Annotated in this window: 20 protein-coding genes and 1 pseudogene; 13 read left to right on the top strand and 8 right to left on the bottom strand. The window is 68.8% G+C overall.

Annotated features, from left to right (window positions below):
• Positions 1 to 264 precede the first annotated feature (264 nt).
• Together AC0VYP_RS12780 and AC0VYP_RS12775 are read left to right on the top strand one after the other, a co-directional pair.
• The gene (locus AC0VYP_RS12780; RefSeq protein ID WP_475469825.1) at positions 265 to 1,740 is read left to right on the top strand and encodes an SIP domain-containing protein; all 1,476 of its coding nucleotides are present in this window, start codon (positions 265 to 267) and stop codon (positions 1,738 to 1,740) included.
• Positions 1,741 to 1,997: 257 nt separating this feature from the next.
• Complete coding sequence (locus AC0VYP_RS12775; protein ID WP_475469824.1) at positions 1,998 to 2,690, top strand: sulfotransferase family protein; 693 nt, start codon at positions 1,998 to 2,000, stop codon at positions 2,688 to 2,690.
• 33 nt (positions 2,691 to 2,723) lie between these two features.
• Here AC0VYP_RS12775 and AC0VYP_RS12770 read toward each other — a convergent pair whose 3' ends face one another.
• Entirely contained in the window at positions 2,724 to 3,047 is a 324-nt protein-coding gene (locus tag AC0VYP_RS12770; protein ID WP_475469822.1) for a hypothetical protein, read from the bottom strand.
• A 590-nt stretch (positions 3,048 to 3,637) separates the two neighbouring features.
• Here AC0VYP_RS12770 and AC0VYP_RS12765 point away from each other — a divergent pair.
• The 3 genes from AC0VYP_RS12765 to AC0VYP_RS12755 all read left to right on the top strand — a co-directional run bounded on the left by AC0VYP_RS12765 (position 3,638) and on the right by AC0VYP_RS12755 (position 6,415).
• On the top strand, positions 3,638 to 4,081 hold the full coding sequence (locus AC0VYP_RS12765) for a hypothetical protein (RefSeq protein ID WP_475469821.1): 444 nt from the start codon (positions 3,638 to 3,640) through the stop codon (positions 4,079 to 4,081).
• Positions 4,078 to 4,374, top strand: coding sequence for a transcriptional regulator (locus AC0VYP_RS12760; protein ID WP_285759905.1), 297 nt, complete (start codon positions 4,078 to 4,080; stop codon positions 4,372 to 4,374). Before AC0VYP_RS12765 ends, AC0VYP_RS12760 begins: the two co-directional genes overlap by 4 nt.
• A 739-nt stretch (positions 4,375 to 5,113) precedes the next feature.
• A complete protein-coding gene (locus tag AC0VYP_RS12755; protein WP_475469819.1) occupies positions 5,114 to 6,415 on the top strand; it encodes a lytic polysaccharide monooxygenase in 1,302 nt (433 codons plus the stop codon).
• Positions 6,416 to 6,511: 96 nt separating this feature from the next.
• Here AC0VYP_RS12755 and pabB read toward each other — a convergent pair whose 3' ends face one another.
• Positions 6,512 to 8,632, bottom strand: a complete 2,121-nt coding sequence (gene pabB / locus AC0VYP_RS12750) for an aminodeoxychorismate synthase component I (protein WP_475469818.1) — start codon at positions 8,630 to 8,632, stop codon at positions 6,512 to 6,514.
• 140 nt (positions 8,633 to 8,772) lie between these two features.
• Between pabB and AC0VYP_RS12745 the strand changes: the two are divergent.
• Positions 8,773 to 9,352 (top strand): annotated as a pseudogene (locus AC0VYP_RS12745) (Uma2 family endonuclease).
• Positions 9,353 to 9,407: 55 nt separating this feature from the next.
• On the opposite strand, the gene AC0VYP_RS12740 reads toward AC0VYP_RS12745, so the two are convergent.
• The gene (locus AC0VYP_RS12740) at positions 9,408 to 10,820 is read right to left on the bottom strand and encodes a sugar porter family MFS transporter (protein WP_285759902.1); all 1,413 of its coding nucleotides are present in this window, start codon (positions 10,818 to 10,820) and stop codon (positions 9,408 to 9,410) included.
• Between the two features lie 225 nt (positions 10,821 to 11,045).
• Here AC0VYP_RS12740 and AC0VYP_RS12735 point away from each other — a divergent pair, with 225 nt between their 5' ends.
• The 5 genes from AC0VYP_RS12735 to AC0VYP_RS12715 all read left to right on the top strand — a co-directional run bounded on the left by AC0VYP_RS12735 (position 11,046) and on the right by AC0VYP_RS12715 (position 14,838).
• The gene (locus AC0VYP_RS12735) at positions 11,046 to 11,609 is read left to right on the top strand and encodes a TIGR03086 family metal-binding protein (RefSeq protein WP_285759901.1); all 564 of its coding nucleotides are present in this window, start codon (positions 11,046 to 11,048) and stop codon (positions 11,607 to 11,609) included.
• A 58-nt stretch (positions 11,610 to 11,667) separates the two neighbouring features.
• Complete coding sequence (locus AC0VYP_RS12730; protein WP_475469816.1) at positions 11,668 to 12,228, top strand: GNAT family N-acetyltransferase; 561 nt, start codon at positions 11,668 to 11,670, stop codon at positions 12,226 to 12,228.
• A gap of 27 nt (positions 12,229 to 12,255) precedes the next feature.
• Positions 12,256 to 12,714 carry a GNAT family N-acetyltransferase gene (locus AC0VYP_RS12725; protein ID WP_475469814.1) on the top strand — a complete coding sequence of 153 codons (459 nt, stop codon included), beginning with the start codon at positions 12,256 to 12,258 and terminating at the stop codon, positions 12,712 to 12,714.
• Positions 12,711 to 13,334, top strand: a complete 624-nt coding sequence (locus AC0VYP_RS12720) for a histone deacetylase (RefSeq protein WP_349497206.1) — start codon at positions 12,711 to 12,713, stop codon at positions 13,332 to 13,334. Before AC0VYP_RS12725 ends, AC0VYP_RS12720 begins: the two co-directional genes overlap by 4 nt.
• Before the next feature lie 535 nt (positions 13,335 to 13,869).
• The gene (locus tag AC0VYP_RS12715; protein WP_475469813.1) at positions 13,870 to 14,838 is read left to right on the top strand and encodes an LLM class flavin-dependent oxidoreductase; all 969 of its coding nucleotides are present in this window, start codon (positions 13,870 to 13,872) and stop codon (positions 14,836 to 14,838) included.
• 27 nt (positions 14,839 to 14,865) lie between these two features.
• Here the strand turns inward: AC0VYP_RS12715 and AC0VYP_RS12710 are convergent, their stop codons facing one another.
• Both AC0VYP_RS12710 and AC0VYP_RS12705 read right to left on the bottom strand, forming a co-directional pair.
• A complete protein-coding gene (locus tag AC0VYP_RS12710) occupies positions 14,866 to 15,972 on the bottom strand; it encodes a cytochrome P450 family protein (RefSeq protein ID WP_475474243.1) in 1,107 nt (368 codons plus the stop codon).
• A gap of 519 nt (positions 15,973 to 16,491) precedes the next feature.
• Entirely contained in the window at positions 16,492 to 18,153 is a 1,662-nt protein-coding gene (locus AC0VYP_RS12705; RefSeq protein WP_475469811.1) for an ATP-binding cassette domain-containing protein, read from the bottom strand.
• 641 nt (positions 18,154 to 18,794) lie between these two features.
• Between AC0VYP_RS12705 and AC0VYP_RS12700 the strand changes: the two genes are divergently transcribed.
• The gene (locus tag AC0VYP_RS12700; protein ID WP_475469809.1) at positions 18,795 to 19,565 is read left to right on the top strand and encodes a methyltransferase domain-containing protein; all 771 of its coding nucleotides are present in this window, start codon (positions 18,795 to 18,797) and stop codon (positions 19,563 to 19,565) included.
• Here the strand turns inward: AC0VYP_RS12700 and AC0VYP_RS12695 are convergent.
• Positions 19,534 to 20,175 (bottom strand): restriction endonuclease, encoded by a 642-nt coding sequence (locus AC0VYP_RS12695; protein ID WP_475469808.1) that lies wholly within the window; start codon positions 20,173 to 20,175, stop codon positions 19,534 to 19,536. The two genes, AC0VYP_RS12700 and AC0VYP_RS12695, sit on opposite strands and share 32 nt — an antisense overlap.
• 99 nt (positions 20,176 to 20,274) lie before the next feature.
• Positions 20,275 to 20,973, bottom strand: a complete 699-nt coding sequence (locus AC0VYP_RS12690; protein WP_285759894.1) for a TetR/AcrR family transcriptional regulator — start codon at positions 20,971 to 20,973, stop codon at positions 20,275 to 20,277.
• 184 nt (positions 20,974 to 21,157) lie between these two features.
• Between AC0VYP_RS12690 and AC0VYP_RS12685 the strand changes: the two genes are divergently transcribed.
• Positions 21,158 to 21,529, top strand: coding sequence for a DoxX family protein (locus AC0VYP_RS12685; RefSeq protein ID WP_285759893.1), 372 nt, complete (start codon positions 21,158 to 21,160; stop codon positions 21,527 to 21,529).
• Between the two features lie 270 nt (positions 21,530 to 21,799).
• Here AC0VYP_RS12685 and AC0VYP_RS12680 read toward each other — a convergent pair whose 3' ends face one another.
• Entirely contained in the window at positions 21,800 to 22,798 is a 999-nt protein-coding gene (locus tag AC0VYP_RS12680) for a Gfo/Idh/MocA family protein (protein WP_285759892.1), read from the bottom strand.
• Positions 22,799 to 23,091 lie beyond the last annotated feature (293 nt).

The raw sequence follows: 23,091 nt of genomic DNA, 5'->3' as shown, positions 1-23,091 counted from the left end.
GCCGCCCAGGGAAGGTCTGCATCCCCCACGGTTCGCCATTCGGTCGCCCGTAGCGGTCGTAGGGCGTCACGCGCCAAGACGCTGCCCCGGACGCCCTGACCCCTCGTGCGCCGCCAGGCAAGGCGCGAATCCGGCCGAACGCAGGGTGATCCACCTCTCGGAAAAAAGCAATTTCCGGCCTTGACTTTTCCGCGGACGATGCTGTTAGAACTCTAGCTCGGGGATTGAAGAATCGTCCCCGACCAAATAGGATGAGGAGTTTTCGTGCAGCAGAGATTGCCGGTCCGGTTCATTCGTGTCACCGACGTCCAGCGGATCACCCCGCGCATGGCACGCGTCACCTTCGGCGGCGATGACCTCGCCGACTTCGTCACCCAGGCTCCCGATCAGCAGGTGAAGCTGTACTTCCCCAAGCCCGGCCAGAGCGTTCCCCTCCTGCCGCTGCCCGGAGCCGATGACGACTTCACGTCCTGGTATCAGTCCTGTGCGGCTGTCCCCGAGGCGGAGCAGCCGTGGATGCGCAGTTACACCGTCCGCGCGCACCATCCGCACGCCGCCACCATCGACATCGACTTCGTCCTGCACGACGACGCCGGCCCCGCCACACAATGGGCGCGCTCGGCCGCACCCGGTGACACGCTCGCCATGTTCGGTCCTTCGACGTTCTTCTCCCCCGTCTCGTTGTTCGCCTCGTCGGTCGAGGACGCCGACTGGCTGCTGCTCGCCGGGGACGAGACCGCGCTTCCGGCGATCGGTGCGCTGCTGGAGACGCTGCCCGAAGGAGCCCGGGCACTGGTCTACGTCGAGGTCGCCGACGCCGCGGAGAAGCAGTCGTTCGCCACCCGCGCGCAGGTCCACATGCACTGGCTGTACCGGGGGGCCACCGCGCCGGGACGCGGTGACCTGCTGCTCGACGCCGTGCGCACGACCCGATTCCCCGCGGGAGCCGCGGCCGTCTGGTTGGCCGCCGAGGCCGGTGTGGTGCGCGCCCTGCGCCGTCATCTCGTCAACGAGCGAGGGGTGGACCGCCAGGCCATCGACTTCACCGGGCACTGGCGGCTCGCCCTGACCCAGGACGACGCGCCCACCCAGGAGGACATCGCCGAGGCCCAGGGGCGGCTGGCCGGCGAAGCGGCGGAGGAGCCGGAGCATCCGGCGTCGGAATTCGACCGGGCGTACGTGGCCGGCACCACCCCGTGGGTGATCGGGGGCCCGCAGCCGGTCGTGGTCGCTCTGGAGGAGGCCGGCCTGATCGGCGGCGCGGTGCTCGACGCGGGCTGCGGTACCGGTGAACACACGATCCATCTGGCCCGGATCGGCTACGACGTCCGAGGGATCGACTCTTCGCGGCCGGCGATCGAACAGGCGAGGACGGGAGCCGCAGAACAAGGGGTCGAGGCACGGTTCGCCGTCGCGGACGCCCTGGAACTGGGCGACGCCCCCTGTTACGACACCGTCGTGGACAGCGCACTGTTCCACGTCTTTTCGGCCGGGGACCGGGCCCGTTACACCCGCAGTCTCCGTCGGGTCTGTCTCCCCGGTGCACTGGTGCACGTGCTGGCGCTGTCCGATGTCGGTCAGGGACCCTGGCCCACGGTGGGCGAGGCGGCGATCCGCGAGGCATTCGGGCAGGGATGGGTCATCGAGGACCTGAGCCCCAGTCTCTATCGTGGCGTGGTCGGCAGCGGCGGGGAACTGGGCGACCTGCCTGCGTGGCTGGCCCGCGTCCGTCGCGCCTGACCCCCGGTTATGACGTGGGCCGGTGTGCACCGCCGGCCGATGTAACTACTTAAAACGGTTACATTGGGGCCGCTCGGCATTTCGCCGAGCGCCCCCTCCTTTGCCCGGTTGCGCGACCGCCGGAAAAGGGCTGCTCACCCCGGTGGCACGCGCACCCAAATGAGTGCCCTCCGTGTTCAAATCAATGCGATCGGTAATCCGAGATTTTTTGCGGATCGGATCGCGGACAGGTGCGGGCGGCACACCGAAGGAGAGCAATGCTGAAGGTGATCGGGGCGGGCTTCCCGCGCACCGGGACGAGTTCGATGAAAGCCGCGCTCGACCGGCTCGGATTCGGCCCCTGCCACCACATGTACACCATCATGGCCGTCCCGGAACTGGGCGAACGATGGGCCTGGGTCGCACGGGCCGATGCCGCGGGCCGCAGGGACACCATCGACTGGAACGCCGTCTTCGCCGGCTTCTCCTCCGAGGTGGACTGGCCGGCGTCGTTCTACTGGAGGGAGTTGGCCGCAGCGTTCCCCGAGGCGAAGGTGCTGCTTACCGTGCGTGAGCCGCACGGGTGGTACGCCAGCGCCCGCAACACCGTCTTCAGTGATCGCACATCATCGCTCACCAGCGGCGTTTCGCCGAGCCTGGAGGGGATGAAGCACGTACGGCCCGCATTGGAGCTGATGTGCAGGGCCTATTTCGGTACGGAACTCACCGAGATCCCCGACGAGGAGACGGCCATCGCCGCCTTCGAGCGGCACAACGCACAGGTGCGCGCCGCAATCCCTGCCGACCGACTTCTCGTCTACGAATTGGGCCAGGGCTGGGAGCCGCTGTGCCGGTTCCTCGGCGTCGAGCTTCCTGTCAACGAGCCGTTTCCGCACCTCAACGACACCGAATCCATGCAACGCATGATGCGTCGCGTCGCACGAGGCGAGGCGCTGGACCCCCCGCTCTGATCGGCGGCTCCCGCTTCGCAGGGACAGGGCGGCCTAGTGTTCGGGGTGCGGTGCCCGTGCGTCCAGGTCGTGCAGTGCCGACTCCCAACGGGCCCGACGCTCGGCCGTGGAGCACTCCCACCAGGGGACGCCCCGCTCCCCCAGACCGAGCTTGGCTTGCTGAACCCGTGCGCGCGCCACCCGTTCGCCTCCGGTGTCGCCGTCCCTGCCGGCTCGGGCAACGGCACGACGCGCCGCCATCAGATGCCGTACCAGCGTCTCGCGTGTGGCCTCGGGCAGTAGCGGATCGCTCGCCCGCCACCGTCGGCCGGCGACGATGATGTGGTGGCCGTCCTCACTGAACTGCGGTTCCCCCATTTCGTCACCGTGCCCGGGCGGTGGGCGGGTGAACCCCGTCCATCCGACTCGCTCCTCCTCTGCGGGTCAACAAAAGCGCAGCACGTTCGCAAAGGGGTCGATCGCGCAGCAGACAGCCACCTGCGTATGCCCGTCGCGGTACTCCAGCAGGACTTATGAGAGGAGAACGGAGATTGAGGCGGAAGTTGTGATCGGGCTCGATTCGCATAGAGGCGTCCTGTTTGCTGTCGCGGTGAACGGCAATGGCAGGCAGCTCGAAGTGAAGGATGCCACCACGGGGCCGCGCGGATGTCGGGCTTTGCTTGCCTGGGCGCGCAAGCTCGGACCGCACCGTTGGGCGGTGGCGGCTCCACCGCATCGCGATCACTCAGAAGCGGATGCACCCACTCGCTCAGGACTACCTCGCGGGATGTCGAGCGTTGGGGGACCCGACCACCGAGGCGATCCGCGCGTTGAAGCGCCACCTGGCCCGACGCGTGTCCACGCTGCTTCGCAGTGCGGCAGGCACTGATGGGCGCCGGCCGCAGCATAGTCGGCCCCTGGGGCTCGAGACCCGCCGATGATAGTTGCCGACATGGAAACTATCGAATATGATTGCCGACATGGAAACTATCAACCCGAACCCCGACCCACGTGAGGCAGCCGCCGGGCTTGACGCCGCCGCAGGCGCGCGGCGCGCGGTTCGAGATCGCCCGTGGCCTGTCTGGCTGTATCCGATCAACGCAATCCTGCTGGGTGGGCTGGCGTTGGCTGGCCTCCTCCACTCGTCGATGCTTGCGACGTTCGTCGTGCTCATCATCGGTATCGCACTGGCCGCACTCAACTACTGGGCGGGCCGACTGATGGGCGCTCCGTTCGTGATTCCGACCAGTACGGGCTTCCGTATCCTCGGCGCCGTATCCGGTGCGTTCGTGATCGGATCACTGTTCGCGCGCGCCGCAGGCCTGGAGTGGGCCATCGTCGTATGCGCTATCGGGGCGGTGGCCAGCTACGGCCTCGGCTCGATCCTGCACTACCGGAGCACGCACCGATGACCGCACAACTGGATGCAGTCATTCACCCGACGCACCGATTGAAGATCTGCGCCATGCTCGACGCTGGCACCACCGTGGAGATGGCTCTCGTCAAGGAGGTCGTCGGCCTGAGTGCGTCCGCGCTCAGCAAACAGGTGGCACCGCTCGTTGATGCCGGATATGTCACGCAGGAACGCGCCCAGGAAGATTCCCGTCGCATCTGGCTGACACTCACGCCACGAGGCAAGGCGGCATACCGGAGCCACATCCGAGCCTTGCGGGAGATCGTCGCCGGCTCGGTGCAGACGTCGTGACGTATCCGAGGCTCTCCTTCGAGGAGCCACCGGTGAGAGCTTGACATTTGAGGCAGAGGAAACCCCCATCGATATCGCTGAAGTCCTCCAGGGCCTGATCGTTCGTTAGGTATCTGCGATAACCATGAACTGCGAATAGATGGCCGACCCGTGACGCTTTTCTCTCGGGGGAGAAAACGATTCCGCCCGGTGGTTCTCCTGGTGCCCGACCGTCCCGGTTGACCGCGCAAGCGCGTTTTCGAGGAAATGCGTGCTGGTGGGCGGCCGGGAATTCCGCCGGATGTGGCCGGGGGGATTCCCGGCCGGGTTCGGGCCGGGTGCGGTGCGCAAGAGACTGCCGCGCAAGGCTTCTGTTCCACTCCTGGGACACGCGGACGACGGGCCGGCCCGTCGGGGAAAAAGAGCTGAACCGGTTTTTCCGTTGGCATGCGCTCTACGGAAACTGGCGTTCCAGCCGTGAACTGGGTCTTCTTGTGAGCGGTGGATAGGACCGAATGTTTCCGGTGGGTCACTGGGTTGTGACCATCTGTTGACAGGTTGCGTGACCTGTATCACTATTTACTTACCAGCCTCTTTTGGGAGCGCTCCCAAAACTCGTGCGGTCCTGTGCAAAAGGGCATGCACGCACCGATTCGTTCACGGCGATCCGCTTTCCCGGCCCCGCAAGGCCGCCCCGGCGGCCAGGGGTCCAGTCCCCCACCCCGAAGCACGGCTGTTCGATCCCCCAAGGAGTCCCACCGTGAGAACCCGAAGCCGGATCGCCGCTCTCGCCGCGGCAGTGGGCCTGGCAGCGGGCGCGCTCGTCGCGCTCCCCGCGCCACCCGCCGAGGCGCACGGCGGTCTGACCCTGCCCGCCACCCGCACCTACGCCTGCTACCTCGACGGCATCGCAGGCGGACTCGGCGGCAACGTCAACCCGACCAACCCGGTCTGCCGCGACGCGCTCAACGAGGGCGGCAACTACGCCTTCTACAACTGGTTCGGCAACCTGATCAGCAACGCCGGCGGACGCCATCGGGAGATCATCCCCGATGGCAAGCTGTGCGGGCCCACCGCATCCTTCGACTCGTTCAACGCGGTCAGCGAGCACTGGCCGACCACCACGTTGCAGTCCGGCGCCGACATCACCTTCCAGTACAACGCCTGGGCCCCGCACCCCGGTACCTGGTACCAGTACATCACCAAGGACAACTGGAACCCCAACACCCCGCTGGCCTGGGACGACCTTGAGCCCGTTCCCTTCGACCAGGTGACCGACCCGCCCCTGCGCCAGGGCGGCCCCGAAGGGGCGGAGTACTACTGGGACGCCGAACTGCCCGTGAAGAGCGGTCGGCACATCATCTACTCCATCTGGCAGCGTTCCGACAGCCCGGAGGCGTTCTACAACTGCTCCGACGTCGTCTTCGAGGGCTCGACCAATCCCGGCCCTCCCGACACCCAGGCGCCAACCGCACCCGGTACCCCCACGGTCGGTACCATCACCGGGAACTCGGCCCAGCTGAGCTGGACGGCCGCCACGGACAACACCGCCGTCACCAGCTACACCGTGCACAACGCGACCACCGACGCGGTCCTGGCCACCACGCCCAACACCAGCGCCACGGTCACCGGGTTGTCACCGAACACCCAGTACGAGGTCTACGTCGTGGCCCACGACGCCGCGGGCAACAACTCACCTGCCTCGGCCAACCGCACCTTCACCACCGGAAGCCCGCCCGAGAACCCCTGTGTGGTGGACTACCAGACCCCCAACCCCTGGTCCGGCGGGTTTACCGGTCAGGTGAGTGTGTTCAACGACAGCCACACCCCCGTCAACGGCTGGACCCTGGAATGGGACTTCACCAACGGCGAGGTAGCGACCAACGGATGGAACAGCACCCTCACCCAGACCGGGGCGAGCGTGAGCGTCAAGAACGCGGCCTGGAACGCCGTCATCCCCCACCACGGATCGGTGTCGTTCGGCTTCAACGCCAACGCCCCAGCGGGTCCCAAGGTCCCGACCGACTTCCGCCTCAACGGAACCACCTGCACCGTGGAGTAGCGCGCACGACCTTTCCCCTCGCCGGGCGGGGCTGAATCCCCCTCTTTGCCCCCGCCCGGCCCCCGGCCACCCGCGTGCGGGCGGGTGGCCGGCCCCTCACCCGCCGCCCAGGCCCCGCAGCGGCACCCGCGCCTTCAACAGCATCTCCTCGTACTCCTCGGCAGGGTCGGAGTCCAGCACGATCGCTCCCCCCGCCCCCACCTCCATCCCGCCGTGGGTGCTGACCGCGGAACGGATGACGACGCTCAGGTCGGCGGCGCCGGAGTAGGAGAGATAGCCCAGTGCACCCGAGTACACCCCGCGCGCACTGGACTCCACCCGGTCCAGGATCTCCATCGTGCGGCGCTTGGGCGCCCCGGTCATCGACCCCGCCGGGAAGCACGCGCGGATCGCGGCCACCGGCGACACCCCCGTGCGCAGCCGGCCGCGCACGGTGGAGACCAGCTGATGCACCGTGGCATAGGACTCGGTATACATGAACTCCGGGACCGACACGGTCCCCACCTCGCTCACCCGCCCCAGGTCGTTGCGCAGCAGGTCCACGATCATCAGGTTCTCGGCCCGGGTCTTGGCGCTGGTGCGCAGCTCGTCGCGCAACCGGGCGTCCTCGACCGGATCGGGGTGGCGCGGTGCGGTGCCCTTGATGGGCCGGCTCTCCAGCCAGCCCTCGCCGTCCACCCGAAGGAACCGCTCGGGGGAGGCGCTGTGCACGGTAAGGCCGCCCATCCGCACCAGCGCCGCGTAGGGTGCGGGACTGGCCCTGCGCAACCGTCGATAGAAGGAGAACCCGTCGGCGGGCGCGCTCAGGCGCAGTCGGTTGGTCAGACAGATCTCGTAGCTCTCCCCCGCGGTCAGCTGCGCCAGGCACTCCTTGACGTCTGCCAGGTACCCCGCCCGGTGCCGTTCCAGCAAGGGTTCGGGCTCGACCGCGGGGACACCGTCGGGGAGGTCGGGTGCCGCCGGTAGACCGGTCAGGACATCGGCGACGTGGTCCAGCCACGCGGTGTCGCCGTCGGCCGCCACCAGGTAGCAACGGCCTTCGAGGTGGTCGATCGCCACGAACCGGTCGCAGCGCAGCCACGCCGAATCGGGCGTGCGCGACCGGTGGACCGCAGCCCCTCCGCAGTCGGCCTTGAGCTCGTAGCCGAAGTAGCCGACGTAGCCACCGGTGAAGTCGAAGGGCAGAACGGGATGTGCGGTGGGAACGGTCGCGACCCGGTCCTGGAGCACGTCGAAGATGGTTCCGGGCTCGGTGTACGTGTTCCCTGCGGTCTCGACGCGAACCGATCCGGTCCCGACCCGGTAGGTCAGGACCTCCCCACGCGCACCGCTCGCGTCCCCCAGGAAGGAGAACCGCGCGGTGTTGCCCACGCGGCTGCTGTCCAGCCAGAAGGAGTAGGGGGCGCGGGCGTAGAGGGCGTGGAAGACCGCGTCGGTGGCGGGGGCGTCCTCCAGGACCCGAAACACCAGTGGACCGGGGGGCCGACCCGTCGCCTCCACGGGGGCTTGGGACCGTGGAGCCGTGGAGCGCCGCGTTTCGTCGCCGGTAGCTGCCGATTGCCGTGGAGCCGGAGGGGTTTCGGTCACGGGAGCGACGCGGGCGGTGCCGGTCGGGGGCGAGGAGGCGCCGCCGCCGCACCACCGCCGGGCGAGCCGGGCGAAATTGGCGATCAGCACCGCACCGTGCTCACTGGCGATCGACTCGGGATGGAACTGCACGCCCCAGCGCGGTAGCGAACGGTGGGTCAGGCCCATGACCACCCCGTCCTCGGCGCGGGCGGTGACCGTGAGGTCGGCGGGCAGGGGGTCGGCGACGCGCAGCGAGTGGTAGCGCACGGCGGTGAAGTCCTGGGGCAGGCCGGTGAAGAGACCGGCCGCGTCGTGACGGATCCGGGTGAGGTGGCCGTGCCTGGGCAACGGGGCCGAGGTGACGTCGCCGCCCCCCAGGTGCGCGATTGCCTGGTGGCCCAGGCAGACCCCCAGTACGGGCAGCCACGGCGCGTCGAGGAGCCGGGGGACGCCGCCGATGTCACCGGGCCGCCGCGGGGTTCCGGGCCCCGGGGAGACCACGGCCGCGTCGAAGGCGCGCAGTTCGAGGCCGGCCAGTGCGGGGTCGTCGTTGGCCAGCACGGTCGGCTCGGTTCCCACGACCTCGGCGATCAGCTGAAAGAGGTTGTAGGTGTAGGAGTCGTGGTTGTCCACGATGAGCACCCGCATGACCCGCCCTTTCACCGCCAATTGCGACAATTCAGGGTAGGGCTTGCGGGGAGCGGACGTGGTGCGCGGCCAGCCGGAACCGGTCGTTCTGTCGCTACGCTGAGCTGCATGAGCAGACCGTTGACGGGGAGCGACAGGCGATGACCGCGCAACCGATACCTGACTGGCTCGTTCCGCCGGCCCGCGGTTTCACCGCCGCCGACCTCGACCGGTTGCCCGACCTTCCTGCGCACACCGAGCTGATCGACGGAAGCCTTGTTTTCGTGGGTCCGCAGAAACTTTTTCACAGCCTCACCATGTACTTGCTGGAACAGGGACTGCGCGTGGGGGTTCCCCCACATCTGCGGGTTCGTCGGGAGACGTCGGTGGTCCTGGCGCCCCGCCAGCGCCCCGAACCCGACCTCCTGGTCGTGCGGGCCGAAGCAGAGGACGGCCCCGCCCAGACCGCCTATCGTCCCGAGGCCGTCGAGCTGGCGGTCGAGGTCGTCTCCCCCGATTCGGCAGGAACGCGACCGCCAGCGCAAGCCCCAGCTCTACGCGGCGGCGCGTATCACGCATTTCTGGCGGGTGGAGGAGGTGTCGGGCAAGCCGACCGTCTACGTCTACGAACTCGACCCGGCCACGGCCGCGTACGCACTGACCGGTATCCACCACGACCGGCTGACGCTCACCGTCCCTTTCGCGGTCAACGTCAACCTCACCGCGATCGACCGGCTCTGAGTCGAAAGCACGTGGCCCCGGCCGGAATCCGACCGGGGCCACGGTGTCGAAGGGCTCAGGTCCCCATCGACTCCAGCGTCCTCCCGCGCGTCTCCGAGATGAACCTCCACACGAAGATGAACGACAGCACGGCGAACCCCGTGTAGATCAGATAGGTTGACGACAGGTTCCAGTCGCGCAGTGCCGGGAAGGTCACGGTGACCAGCCAGTTGGCGATCCACTGCGTGGCCGTGGCCACCGCCATCGCGGCGGCGCGGATGCGCAGCGGGAACATCTCCCCCAACAGGACCCAGGTCACCACGCCCCACGACAGCGCGAAGAACAGCACGAACGAGCTCGCCGAGATCAGCGCCACCACGCCCCACGCGTAGGGCAACTGGGCCTGCTCCCCCACGACCTCGGCGTTGCTGAACGCGAACGCGGTGACCGCCAGCGCCACGGCCATTCCCGCCGACCCGACGAGCAGCAGCGGCTTGCGCCCGATCCGGTCCACCAGGCCGATGGCGATGAAGGTGCCCACGATGTTGACGATCGAGGTGAACAACGACAGCAGCAGCGAGTCGCTCTCGTTGATTCCCACCGACTGCCACAGCGACGCCGAGTAGTAGAAGATGACGTTGATGCCGACCAGCTGCTGGAACGCCGACAGCGCCATTCCCACCCAGACGATCGGCAGCAGGCCGTACCGGCCGCGCAGGTCGCTGAGCTTGGGCTTGTACTCCGAACCGAGGGCCGCGCGGATCTCGCTGACGCGCTGGTCCACGTCGCCGCCCTCCACCTCCGCCAGCACGCGGCGGGCCTTGTCCAGGCGACCGGCCCGCACCAGGAAGCGTGGGGACTCCGGGATCATCAGGGTGAGCAGGAAGTAGACGACGGCGGGCACCAGGCCGACGCCCAGCATCCACTGCCAGGCCATGAGAGGGCCGAGGTCGTCCAGTGCGCTGCCGCCCGCCGAAGCGGCCAGCGCGTAGTTGACCAGTTGGGACACCGTGATGCCCAGCACGATCGCCAGTTGCTGCAACGACGCCAGACGTCCGCGCCATGCCGGCGGGGAGATCTCGGCGATGTAGGTGGGCGCGATCACCGACGCGATGCCGATGGCGATACCGCCCAGGATGCGCCAGGCGGCCAGGTCCCAGATCGCGAAGGGCAGCGCCGAGCCGACCGCGCTCGCGGCGAACAGCACCGCCGCGATCTGCATGACGCGGATTCGTCCCAACCGGTCGGCGAGACTACCGGCGATGGCCGCGCCCAGCGCCGAACCGAGCAGCGCACCGGCAACGGTGAACCCGGTTTCGGCCGCTCCCACCTGGAAGTTTTCTTGGATCGCCCTGACCGCGCCATTGATGACGGCGGTGTCGTAGCCGAAGAGGAAACCGCCCATCGCGGCAGCACCCGCGATCAGCGCCACGTGCACGATGTTGAGGTCCTCACCGCCCCTGGACGCCGATGTGCTCCTGTCCGACACATGTCCTCCTTTATGGCCCCGACCGTCGCGGACCGGCGACTTCCACTGTGGGCCCCACTCTTGGCCTGGGGCTTTTCCCATGATCGCCATCCGGGTGCGCATGGGGTGCCTGCGACACAGCGTGAGCCCCTGACAACTTGCGGAAAATCGCTCCTTCACACGTGTCTCGCCGTTCAGCGGGTACACGGTCTAGGTCATACGACGTCCGAACACGATGGAGATCCCATGAGTGACATCCTCGACCTGCACGGACAGGCGATGGCCGAGTTCGACCGCCGGGTACGCGCCGTGCGCCTGGAGCAGTGGGCGCTGCCCACCCCCTGCACCGACTGGGACGTGCACGATCTCGTCAACCATCTGGTCAGTGAGCAACTGTGGGTACCGCATCTGCTCTCGGGTGGCACCATCGCCGAGGCCGGCGACCGCTACGACGGCGACCGGTTGGGGGAAGAACCGATCGCCACGTGGGAGATCGTCGCGCGCGAGGCCCGGACGGCCTGGCTGGCACCCGACTCCGTCACGCGCACCGTCCACCTGTCCTACGGCGACGTCCTCGCCGAGGAGTACCTGTGGCAGATGACCTTCGACCTGGCCGTGCACGCCTGGGACCTGGCCAGGGCGATCAGCGCCGACGACGAACTCGACCCCGAGCTGAGCGCCGCGCTCCTTCACTGGGCGCACGAACAGGATTTCCTCGGCCCCTCCCCGCTCTTCGACCCTCCGCGCCCGGTCTCCGCCGACACACCGGCCCAGACCAGGCTGCTCGCTCTTACCGGTCGGGCCGGTTGATCCCTGCGGTGCGCTCCAAGCGCTTCCCAGTCCGTTCGGGGCGGGTTAGCCTGCGGTCATGGGTGATGCACCGGAGTTGCGCACCGAACGCCTGTTGATGCGGCGCTGGTGCGATCGCGACCGCCAGCCGTTCGCGGCGATCAACACCGATCCGGTGGTAATGGAGTTCTTCCCGGCTCGGCGGTCCAGGGAGCAGAGCGACGATTCCATCGACCGCTACGAACTGCACTTCGAAATCTACGGATTCGGTCCGTGGGCGCTGGAGGTCGTTGACTCAGGGGAGTTCATCGGATTCACCGGCCTGAGCAACGTCGGGTTCACCGCCGACTTCACCCCCGCGGTGAACGTCAACTGGCGGCTCGCCCGGCACGCCTGGGGGCAGGGATACGCCACCGAGGCCGGGCGGGCCGCCCTGGAGTTCGGGTTCACCGAGGTCGGGCTCACCGAGGTCGTGGCCATGGCCGCAGCCGCCAACCGTCGCTCCCAGGCGGTCATGCGGCGGTTGGGGATGCGACGCGATACGACCGCCGATTTCACCAACCCCGACCTCGGAGCCGGTCACCCCTTTGCCTCCCATGTCCTGTACCGGCTGTCTCGCCCCGAACGGGGGGCCAGGTAGCGTAGCCTGCTGCGCGTGGGAATCATCGTGGAAACCGTGAGCTGGGACGACCCGGTTGGAGTTCGGCTGCGCCTGGAGCAGCAGGCGGAGATCAGTGAGCGCTACGGAGCCGATACCGAACCGGGGCCCAAGCCTTCGGAGACCGACGTCGATCTGTTTCTTCTGGCCCGGGACGCCGAGACCGCCGTTGCGGTGGGCTGCGGGGGGATGCGCCGTCTCGACGAGGAGACGTTCGAGGCAAGACGCGTGTATGTGACGCCGGTGTGGCGCGGCCGTCAGATCGGCGAGGTTCTGCTGCGCGCGTTGGAGGAAGCGGCGGTCGCCAAGGGCGCGGTGCGCATGCGCCTGGAGACGGGGACCGCCCAGCCCGAGTCCCAGCGCCTGTACGAACGGTGCGGCTACCACCGCATCGACCGCTTCGGCTATTACGCCGACTCCCCCCAGAGCGTCTGCTTCGAGCGGATCCTGGTCGTCTCCGCGGCGTGAGTACCCAGCCTCTCCTCGTCTGGTACGCGTCCTACGGCGCGAACATGTCCTCGGACCGGTTGGGTTGCTACATCGAGGGCGGAATGCCCCCGGGCGGGACCAGGGCCAACCCGGGGTGCCGCGATCGTGCTGCTCCCCGGGACAGCCGGGCGGTGTGGCTGTCCGGCGGTGTCTATTTCGCGCTGCGCTCCCCTATGTGGGGCGGTGGCCTTGCGGTGTACGACCCCGCTCTGCCCGGAGCCGCACCCGCACGCGCCCACCTGGTCACGACCGCCCAGTTCAGCGATATCGCCGCTCAGGAGATGTACCGCGAACCGGGTACCGACCTGGACCTGTCCACCGTCCTTTCCCGGGGGCGGCACCAGTTGGGCGAGGGGCGCTACGAGACCCTGCTGCGGTTGGGTGTCCTGGAGGGGCACCCCGTGCTGGGCTTCACCGCGCCGTGGCCCATGGCACGCGTCGAGACGGTCGCGCCCAGCGCGGCCTATCTGCGCACCATCGGAACCGGGTTGTCGGCCGCCCACGATTGGGGGACCGGGCGCATCGGTGCCTATCTGGCGAACCGTCCGGGCGCCCGCGGAGCATGGACCCCCGAACAGGTTGCCGCGCTGCTGGCTTGAGGGCTCCCCCACCGGTTTCCCGGTTGCCGGTGCACGGCGCCAACGCCTGTGCAGCCCATGCAGGACCGCCTGTGCGACCGGTGCCGGTCGTCGTCGCCCGCTTCCTCGTCGGTCGGTATCGGTGTTCTCCGCTGCTTCGGTTACCGGCACAGTCTCCTGAAAGGCAGGGTGCCGGGCAATGTGTTTTTCACCCGAGCCGTGGTGGCCGGTGCCGGGAATCGCCCGCCACGCGGCATCGACAGCCGGACCGGTCGCCCCGCCGTGGTCGGGAGCGCAGGTTCGGACGGTCCGGTACGTCGCAGCGGACTCGCCCAGGGCGACGACGGTCCAGTTCGGCCGCGCTCGAACCACCACCCTTGAATAAACATTTAAAATGTTTGAAGTATTGCTTTGCGAACATCAATCTTGTTCATTATGTTCATTGGTGAAAGAACGGCACCGAACCGTCCCCGTCGGTCCCATGTCGCTCCGCCGCCCCGTCGGCGTCTGATGCCCACGTCCGCGCCGGGCCGCTCCACGATCCAGGGAGAACACCGTGAGTCCCACCCCCGCCGTACCTGCCGTGAGCGTGCTGTTGGCCCGTGACCTGCCCACCGCGCAGATCCTGCCGTTCGCCCGCCGCGCAGAAGAGCTGGGCTTCGCCGCTGTCTGGGTCGTCGAAGACCTGGGCTTTCGCGGCGGCATTGCCCAGGCCGCCGCCGTCCTGGCCGCCACCACCGATATTCGGGTCGGCATCGGCCTCCTCCCCGCCGGCGCCCGCAACACCGCGTTCGCCGCCATGGAGGTCGCCACCCTCGCCCAGCTCTTTCCCGGCCGCATCGACATCGGCGTGGGGCACGGGATGCCCGGCTGGATGCGCAGCGTGGGCCAGTGGCCCACGAGCCCTCTCGCCTTCCTGCGCGAGTCCATCGACGCGTTGCGCCAACTGCTGCGCGGCCAGCGTCTGGACACGCGCGGCCGCTACGTCCACCTCGACGGCGTCCACCTCGACACAAGCGCCCTTCCCGACACCGTTCCCGACATCCTTGCCGGGGTACGCGGCCCCAAGTCCCTCGCCGTCTCCGGTGCGGTGGCCGACGGCACCATCCTCGCCGAACCAGTGGCACCGCAGTACGCTCGCGCCGCCCTCCGACAGATCGACGCCACCCGGCCGCACCGCCTCGTCGCCTACAACATCGCCGCGGTCAACCCCGATCCGGCCACCGCGATCGCCGCTGCCCGGCCCGCACTCGAATGGATCGGTGAACCCGACTGGCACGCCCACATCGCGCCCCTCCCCTTCGCCGAAGAATTCACCGCACTGCGCGCCCGGTGCTCCACCCGCGAGGAGTTCACCCAGCGCATGCCCGACGAATGGATCTCCCAGCTCTCCGTCACCGGTACCCCCGAGCAGGCCAGGAACCGCATCGAGGAACTGCACCGCGCCGGCGTCACCGACACGGTCCTGGCGCCTACGGGCCCCGACCCCCTCGCGGCCCTGGACACGCTGGCCGTTCTCTGCTGACCCAGCTCCGGACGGCGGAGCGGAAACTCACGGGGTGAAGGCGACCGGCAGCGTGGTGAAACCGTTGGTCACGATGGAGGGCTCATAGGGCGGGTCCTCCAGGGTCGCTACAAGATCGGGAAAGCGTTGCCACAGCATGCGCAGCGCCGTTTCGGCTTCGAGGCGGGCCAGGCTCGCGCCCAGGCAGTAGTGCGCTCCGCGCGAGAACGCCAGGTGCGGCCGCTGTTGCCGAGTGATGTCGAATAGGTGTGCATCCGGTCCGTGTTGAGCGGGGTCGCGGTTGGCCGAACCGTATCCGAGCAGGATCGGGTCCCCCGCAGGAACCGTCACACCCTGGATGGTGATATCGACCGCGGCGTACCGCAGAGGGACGTTCTGCACCGCAGCGTTCCAGCGCAGGGCCTCCTCGACCGCCGCGTCCCAGCCATAGGAACCGTCCAGGATCAGGCCCAACTGGTCGCGGTTGGTGAGCAGTGCGTGGACGGCGTTGGCGATCAGGTTCATCGTGGTCTCGTAGCCCGCCCCGATCATCAGGATCAGTGTCCAGACCAACTCCGACTCGCTCAACCGGTCGGAGTCGTCCCGGGCGGAGATCAGCGTGCTGGTCATGTCGTCGCCGGGATGGTCCCGTTTGCCGGCGACGAGTTCGCCGAGAAGGGCCATGAGGGCTGTTTGGTTGCGCGCCGCGGTCTCGGGGGTGGACGTCGTGTCGAAGGCGGTGTTGACGAGGTTGGTCATCCGCGTGCTCGTTGCGGCGTCCACCCCGAACAGTTCGGTGATCACGGTCATGGGCAGCGGCCGGGCCAGTGATTCCTTGAGGTCGGCCGTGCCGTCCCCGGACGCCATGTCGTCGAGCAGGGCGGCCACGATCTGTTCGACGCGGGACCGCAGCGCTTCGATGCGGCGCGGGGTGAAGGCTGTGGAGACGAGCCGACGCAGCCGATCGTGCCGTTCGCCGTCGGCAGTGAACATGTTCTCGGCCGCCACCCAGGAGATCAGCGGCCAGTCCGGCGGGATCTCGCCCCGGGAGAACGCGCTCCAGTAGGAGAGGCCCTTCTTGACGTCGGGATGGGTCGCCATCTCGGCAACCGCCGTGTGGGTGGTGACCGCCCAGGCGATGACCCCTCCGGGGATCTCCACCTGGACGAGTGGGCCCCGGGCACGGAGCCCGGCTGCCTGGGGACGAAGATCGTAGGAGGTCAGGACGGGCGGGCGCTTCTGGTGCACGGATCCTTCTCTTCGGGGATGAGAAGCGGGGACGAACCCGGGCCGGCCTCGTGGGACGGCACCGGGTCCGGGCCGGCAGGAGGATCCGCTCCTGAGCCGGCGCCATGCAGGAACATCCCCGAATTCTTCGCTGGGAAGTCACCGACGGCGATTCTTGGCTGGCTCTGGCCACACGCCTGTACGGGAGAGTTCCTGTGCGGTAGGCCCCGAAAGCCGCTTACCCGGGCCCGGGGGTTTCGCGGGGAAAGCGATCGGTCGGCGCTTTTCGGCCCACCGTGTCGGTCGGCATTCTGTTTCCCCGAATCCCGCGGTTCGGCTGCCGCCCGGCGCGTCGTGGAGGAATCGACCGCCGTTCGCCCCGGGCTGCTTCCCTTTTCCGCGATGAACCGCGGAAAAGGGAAGCAGCGGGCGAGAACCGTCGTGCCCTCAGCAGGCCCCGGACGCTTCGAGCAGGTCGCGGACCTCTTCGGCGCTGGTCTCCTGCAATTCCTCCGCCACGAGCAGCCAGCGGGTGACACCGACCGATTCGAGGAATGCCAGGTCGTGGCTGGCGATCAGAAGCGCTCCCTCGTAAGACCCCAGAGCGCTCGTCAACTGTCGCACGCTGGCCAGGTCGAGGCTGTTGGTCGGCTCGTCCAACATGAGCAGTTGCGGTGCCGGTGCGGCGAGCATCGTCGCTGCGAGGGCGGCCCGGAAGCGTTCCCCGCCCGAAAGGGTCCTCGCCTGCTGTTCGGCGCGCGCCCCCTTGAACAGGAAGCGTGCGAGCTGGGAGCGGATGTGGTTGTCGGTGGTCCCCGGAGCCAGGCGGGCCACGTTGGCCGCCACGCTCAGCTCCTCGTCCAGTACGTCCAGGCGCTGCGGAAGGAACCGCAGCGGTACGAACGTCTCGACCTTTCCTGACAAGGGCGTCAGTTCTCCGGTGAGGGTGCGCAGCAGTGCAGTTTTGCCGGCTCCATTGCGTCCTACCAGGGCGATGCGCTCCGGGCCGCGCACCTGGAGGTCGCCTTCGCGCAGTGCGCCGAACCGAGGCCGCAGCCCTTGCACGGTCAAAACGGTGCGACCTGCGGGCACAGCGGTGTGGGGAAGACTCACCCGGATCTCGGCGTCGTCGCGGATCGCCTCCGCGGCCTCCTCGCGCTGTTCGCGTGCCTCGTTGAGACGGTCCTCGTGGACGCCGCGAAGCTTGCCCGCCGACTCCTGCGCGGAACGCTTGTGCTTGCCGGCGATGATCTTCGGAGCCCGCCGCTGGGCGTCCATCTTCCTGCTGTGCCGCTGGCGCCGGGCCACCTTGGTCTGGGTTTCCTCCAGTTCGCGTTTTTGCCGTCGAACGTCGGCCTCCGCCGACCGCAACATCCGCTCGGCTGTTTCCTGTTGGACGGCAAGGGCCTCCTCGTAGGCCGACCATCCGCCCCCGTACCAGCTCACCGATCCGGAGCGCAGTTCGGCGATGCGGTCCACCCGTTCCAGCAGGTCGCGGTCGTGGCTGACCACGACCAGCACGCCGGACCGCCAGGAATCGACGGCATCGTAGAGCCGGCGCCGTGCGAACAGGTCGAGGTTGTTGGTCGGTTCGTCCAACAGCAGTACGTCGGGGCGTTCCAACAACAGCGCGGCCAGGCGCAGCAGAACGGTCTCCCCGCCCGACATCTGCCCGACGGTGCGGTCCAGTTCGAGGCCGCCGAGACCGAGGGAGCCCAGGGTCGCCAGGGCCCGCTCCTCGACGTCCCAGTCGTCGCCGATCGTTTCGAAGTGCTCTTCGCCTACGTCGCCATCCTCGATGGCGCGCAGCGCGGTACGCCGCTCGGCGATGCCCAGGGCCTGGTCAACGCGCAGAGCCGTGTCGAGGGTGATGTCCTGCGGCAGGTAGGCGAGGCTGCCGCCGACGGTGACCGATCCGTTGGAGGGGCGCAACCGGCCGGCCAGCAGCCGCAGCAGGGTGGACTTGCCGGCGCCGTTGGTCCCGACGAGACCGGTCCGGCCCCCACTGATGCTGACGGAGAGACCGTCGAGGACAGTCGTGCCGTCCGGCCACTGGAAGGACAGGTCGGAGCAGGTCACAGGCGTACTGGGGGTGATGGGATTGGTCATTGGTGTTCTCGCAGTCGCAAGCGCAGTGGATGAAAGGGCTTCGTGTGCGAACACCACGCGGTGACCAGACCGGGAAAAGGGGTGCGGTCCTGCCCGAAGGGCGAGGGACGTTTCATGCACCGAGGTCGCATCTACGCGGGGTCACGGCGGCACAGAGCCGGCTGCGGAGTGACTGGTTACGGACAGGGCCGTACCGCGCGATGATCGCGGACCTCAGATGCGCAACGTCCACCTCTATCGGAGACAACAGGACGGTTGCACTCTACCCAATCCGCCTGCGCCGGTCACTGGATTTTCGCGTCGGCAAGTCCACCCTGCTGCGGCTGCTGGGCGGCAGGGCGTACCCGGACGTTTTCCGACGTCGTCTTCCCCGCCCCCGGATGCTGCCCGTCGCTATGCGGCTTGAACCCGATCCCGGTGAACACGTGTTCCCGACGACGGGCCGGCGCGGGCGGACGCCTCGGAGGGCGGCGCGGTTCCGACCGTGCGCGATCTCGACGCCCGGATCCGCGAGACGGCCTCCGCGCTGCCGGGCAGCCCTGCCCGCGCCGCCCGGTCGGACCACGGGCCGACCGGACGATGACGTCTCTGAATGTGAGACGTGAGTTTCAAATGAAGAGACGGTGATCTAGGGTCGGGGGATGACCTCGCAGAACTGGAACGCCGAGCTCTACGACACCCGGCACTCCTTCGTGGCCGGATACGGCGAGGCGCTCGTCAACCTCCTGGATGCCCGGCCCGGTGAGCGCGTCCTGGACGCCGGCTGCGGCACAGGGGAACACGTCGCCGCGCTCGGCGAATCCGGGGTGACGGCGGTGGGCGTGGATGCCAGCGCCGCGATGATCGAACGGGCCCGCGAACGCTTTTCCGGCCCTGATTTCCTCCTTGCCGACCTGCGCAACCTCCACTTCGCGGAGGAGTTCGACGCGGTTCTCAGCAACGCCGTACTCCACTGGATTCCCGATGCGGCCGATGCCGCTGCCGGTCTGTACGCCGCACTGCGCCCCGGTGGGCGGCTCGTCGCCGAACTGGGGGGTACGGGAAACATCGGGGCCATCGACTCCGCCGCACGGGCCCTGCGCCTGGACCAGGGGCTCCCCGATGCGGCCAGCCCCTGGTACTTCCCCACGGTCGCCGAGTACGCCCGGGTCCTGGAGGACGCCGGGTTCGAGGTTCGCGACGCCTGGCTGTTCGACCGGCCGACCCGCCTCGCGGCAGAGGGCGGGTTGGCCGACTGGCTGCGGATGTTCGGCGCCCACCTGCTCTCCGGCGTCGCTGACCCCGACGCCTTCCTGGTCGAACTGGAACGGCGTTCGCGCCCCGATCTGCACCGGGACGGCCACTGGTGGGCCGACTACCGGAGGCTTCGGGTGCGGGCGGTCAAGCCGCTCGGGCGTCCTCGTCGAGGGTGAGCGGGACCCGTCCCCGTGCCCAGAGGGCAAGGCGCGGTCGGTCGATCAGGATGATGCCCGTACCGGCCTGCCGCGCGGCGGCGCTGAAGCCGTTGGAGGCGACGAACACCCCGATGTGGTCGCGGTGCGTGGTGTGCAGGACGCCCTGGAACTCCCGGACCGCAGCAGGGGCCACGGGCCGGGAGTAGCGCTTGCACTGCACCACGAAGCGCTCTCCCCGCGGCGTGACACCGAGGATGTCCACTCCACCGTCTCCGGCGCCACCCTGCACCCGCACCCGCGCGTGGCCGTCGCGGCGCAACAGCTCTGCCACGTAGGTCTCGAAGTCCGGCCCCGGCAGCGAGTCGATCATCTCCAGGTCGGCGTGGGCGGCCAGCCATGCGCGGGAGCGGACCCGGCGTACCTTGACCACGGCCCATGCCGTCAGCGCGGCGATCGCGGCGGCGCCCAGCAGCCACAGCCAGAGGTGCTCCACGTTGGTGAAGATCCAGGCGGCTCCCCGCAGGAGCAGGCCCACCACGAACAGCCATGCCCACCAGGGAATCGCCCCGCCCAGCCGGCGCCACCGCGACCGCCTGCCCGGCCGTGAACCCGTACGTCCGTTCTTCACGTGTGCGCGTGCTCCTCGTCCCCTGTTCCGGTGATCACGCTGTTCCTAACCCCAATGGCCGTCGGGCTAACCCGTCATGGCCCGTTGCGGCCGCCCGGTTCACCGTCGAGGCGGGCAGCCTTTTCGGGGCCCCGGTCGCAGGCGCAGCAGCGCCCGGTGCATGAGGGTGGGGCTGGGCGGGTCGGGCAGCGGCTGGGGGGCGGGGGTGGCGAACGACTGGATCATGTAGCCCAGCAGCCGTTTCCAGGTCTCGGGGGCGGCCTCTCCGGTGCCCTCCACCACGCCGGCGTTGGCCATCAGGAGAATGGCGAGGTCTTCGGCGACGAAATCGGCGCGCAACCGGCCGGCGTTCTTCGCCCGCTGGATCAGCTCGACGAAACCGCGATAGGCGCGGTCACGCTGGGCCTCGAATCCTTTGGCGGCGGGAAAAGTCAGAGTGAGCACGCTGGCGAAGCCCCGGTCGGCGGCCTGCATGGCGCAGACGCGTTCGAGATAGCCGCAGAAGCCGCGCCAGGGGTCGGGGTCCTCCAAGGCATCGGCGACCGCATCGGCATGGGCCGTCATCTTGTGCTCGAAGGCGTCGGCGATGAGGGCCTCGCGGGTGGGGAAGCGCCGGTAGAGGGTCGCTACCCCCACCCCTGCCTCACGGGCGATGTCCTCCATCGCCACCTCCAGGCCGCGTTGGGAGAAGACCGCACAGGCAGCGGAAACGATGCGTTCACGGTTGCGGGCGGCATCGGCGCGCAGGACCGGTTGTTCGTGCCCTGTCCCCTGCCCGGGTGTGTCGGTTGAGGCCATGGGGCCAGCGTACAAGCGGAAGAATTCTTCCGCTTACCCTGCTATGCTTCGCAGAAGTGGAGGAATTCCTTCACTTGAAGCCGGGTGAGGTCGGCGACCGGCCGCGCCGGACGCGTCTGCCCTGCCTGCCCCGCCCCACCGCCTCGGTAGCGGTCCCCCTCACACGACCAAGGACACCACCTCGATGAACACCGCCCTGTGGGTTGTACAGATCGTGCTCGCCGCCATGTTCGTCATGGCCGGAGTCGTGAAGGCGACCCGGACCAAGGACGAACTCGCCCCCAAAATGCCCTGGGTCGAGGACTTCGGCGCCACGGCCGTCAAGGCCATCGGCGTCACCGAACTGCTCGGCGGACTCGGCCTGGTCCTGCCCGCGGCCACCGGGGTGGCCACGGTGCTCACCCCGCTGGCCGCGGCGGGCCTCGCCGTCACCATGGCACTGGCAGCCGTCGTCCACCTGCGACGCAAGGAATACAGCGGGATCGTCTTCAACGCGGTGCTGCTGGCCCTCGCGGCCTTCGTGGCATGGGGACGCTTCGGGCCCTATCCCCTTTAGCGGGCACGGGGCCGCCGCCGGCCGTAGCCCGGCACGACGGTCGTAGGGCGGCCCCGCCCGCTGAAACGCCAAGAGGGCGTTGCCCACGTCGGTCCCCCACAACGACTCGTCGGCCACGAGCGCACCGAGATAGGCGCGCTGTGCATGCCCTGGGGCGGCCGGAGGCCGGGGCGGGACGCCGAGGGCGGGCAACACCGTGGCCAACAGCGGTCCCCAGTCGAAGTCCGCGGTGAACACGCGGGCCTTCTCGGCAACACCCCGGCCCCAAACTCATCCGGCGTCGGCCGGGTACACCACGCCGAGGCGGGCGCGGACCTCGTCCAGGACCGCGGTCACGCGCAGGCTCTCGTCCCAGGACATCAACGGGCTCTCCAGCGCGCCCTCGGCGATGCGCGCGGCGACCTCCTCGGCCTCGTACTCGTAGCCGTTGGCGCGATGGGGGAACACGAACGACTCGGGGTCGCGGCCGTTGCGGTGCAGGGTGAACTCCGTGGGACACCACCAACGGTCGAACTCGATGCGCCCGAGCGTCCCGGCCAGGGCCACCCGGTTGGGAAGCGGCGCCTCCAACGAGCACGACAACAGCCCGGTGGCCCCTGCCGCTCCGACCACCACCACCGCTGCCTGGGCGTCAACGACTCCGTTGGGGGCACGATGGCCGGTGGCGCCCACGACGGTCAGCTCGCCCAGAAAGAAGGAGGCCAGCGCGATCGGGTAGACACCCAGGTCGAGCAGTGCGCCGCCACCCAGTTCGGGAGCCCAGATGCGGTGTCGGGGGTCGTAGGGAACGGCGTTGCCGAAGTCGGCGTTGAGCACCCGGAGCTCGCCGATCGCGCCGTCGTCCACCAGCCGCTTGATCGCGCGGGTGGCGGGGGCGAACCGGGTCCACATCGCCTCCATCAGGAAGCGCTCGTTGCGGCGGGCGGCCTCGACCATCTCCGTCGCCTGGCGGATGTTCATCGCCAAGGGCTTCTCGCACAGGACGTGCTTGCCCGCCTCCAGGCAGGCAAGGGTCGCCGTATGGTGGGCCGGGTGCGGGGTGGCGACGTAGACCACGTCCACATCGGGGTCGGCGGCAAGCCCGGCGAGGCTGCCGTGGCGATTGGGGATGCCCCATTGGTCGGCGAACCGGTCGGCACCCTCGACCGTGCGGGAACCCACGGCGGTGAGCCGCGCTCCCCCCACCGCGCGCAGCCCCTGCGCGAAGGCCGCCGCGATTGCGCCCGTGGCCTGGATACCCCACCGCAGTTCACCGTGTCCAGTCGTCATGGCGGACACCCTACTGAAACGGTTAAGGCCAGTCGAGGGCGAAATCAGCGCCTCGCTTTCCCCGTCCCGCACCTCGGCGCAGCTCCGACACGGTGGCCCCGCCCGTCGGGTGAGAAGCGCCCCACCGGCGGTGGTCCCGAGCCCTTTTCCCTCCCCCCGATCGGGGGGACCCAACTCCATCAACAGCAACCTTCTGACCTGCGAATACGGTAAGTTCCAGTGTGCTTGGGCGAGCTGGATCGGGCCGCTGACCTGCGGTGGATCGGTGAGGCTCCCCTGGCCGCCGGTGGCAC

It is taken from the genome of Nocardiopsis sp. iso_186 (assembly GCF_056173365.1).
Note: the sequence above shows the minus strand (reverse complement) of the source record. Positions and strands in the feature narration are given on the sequence as shown.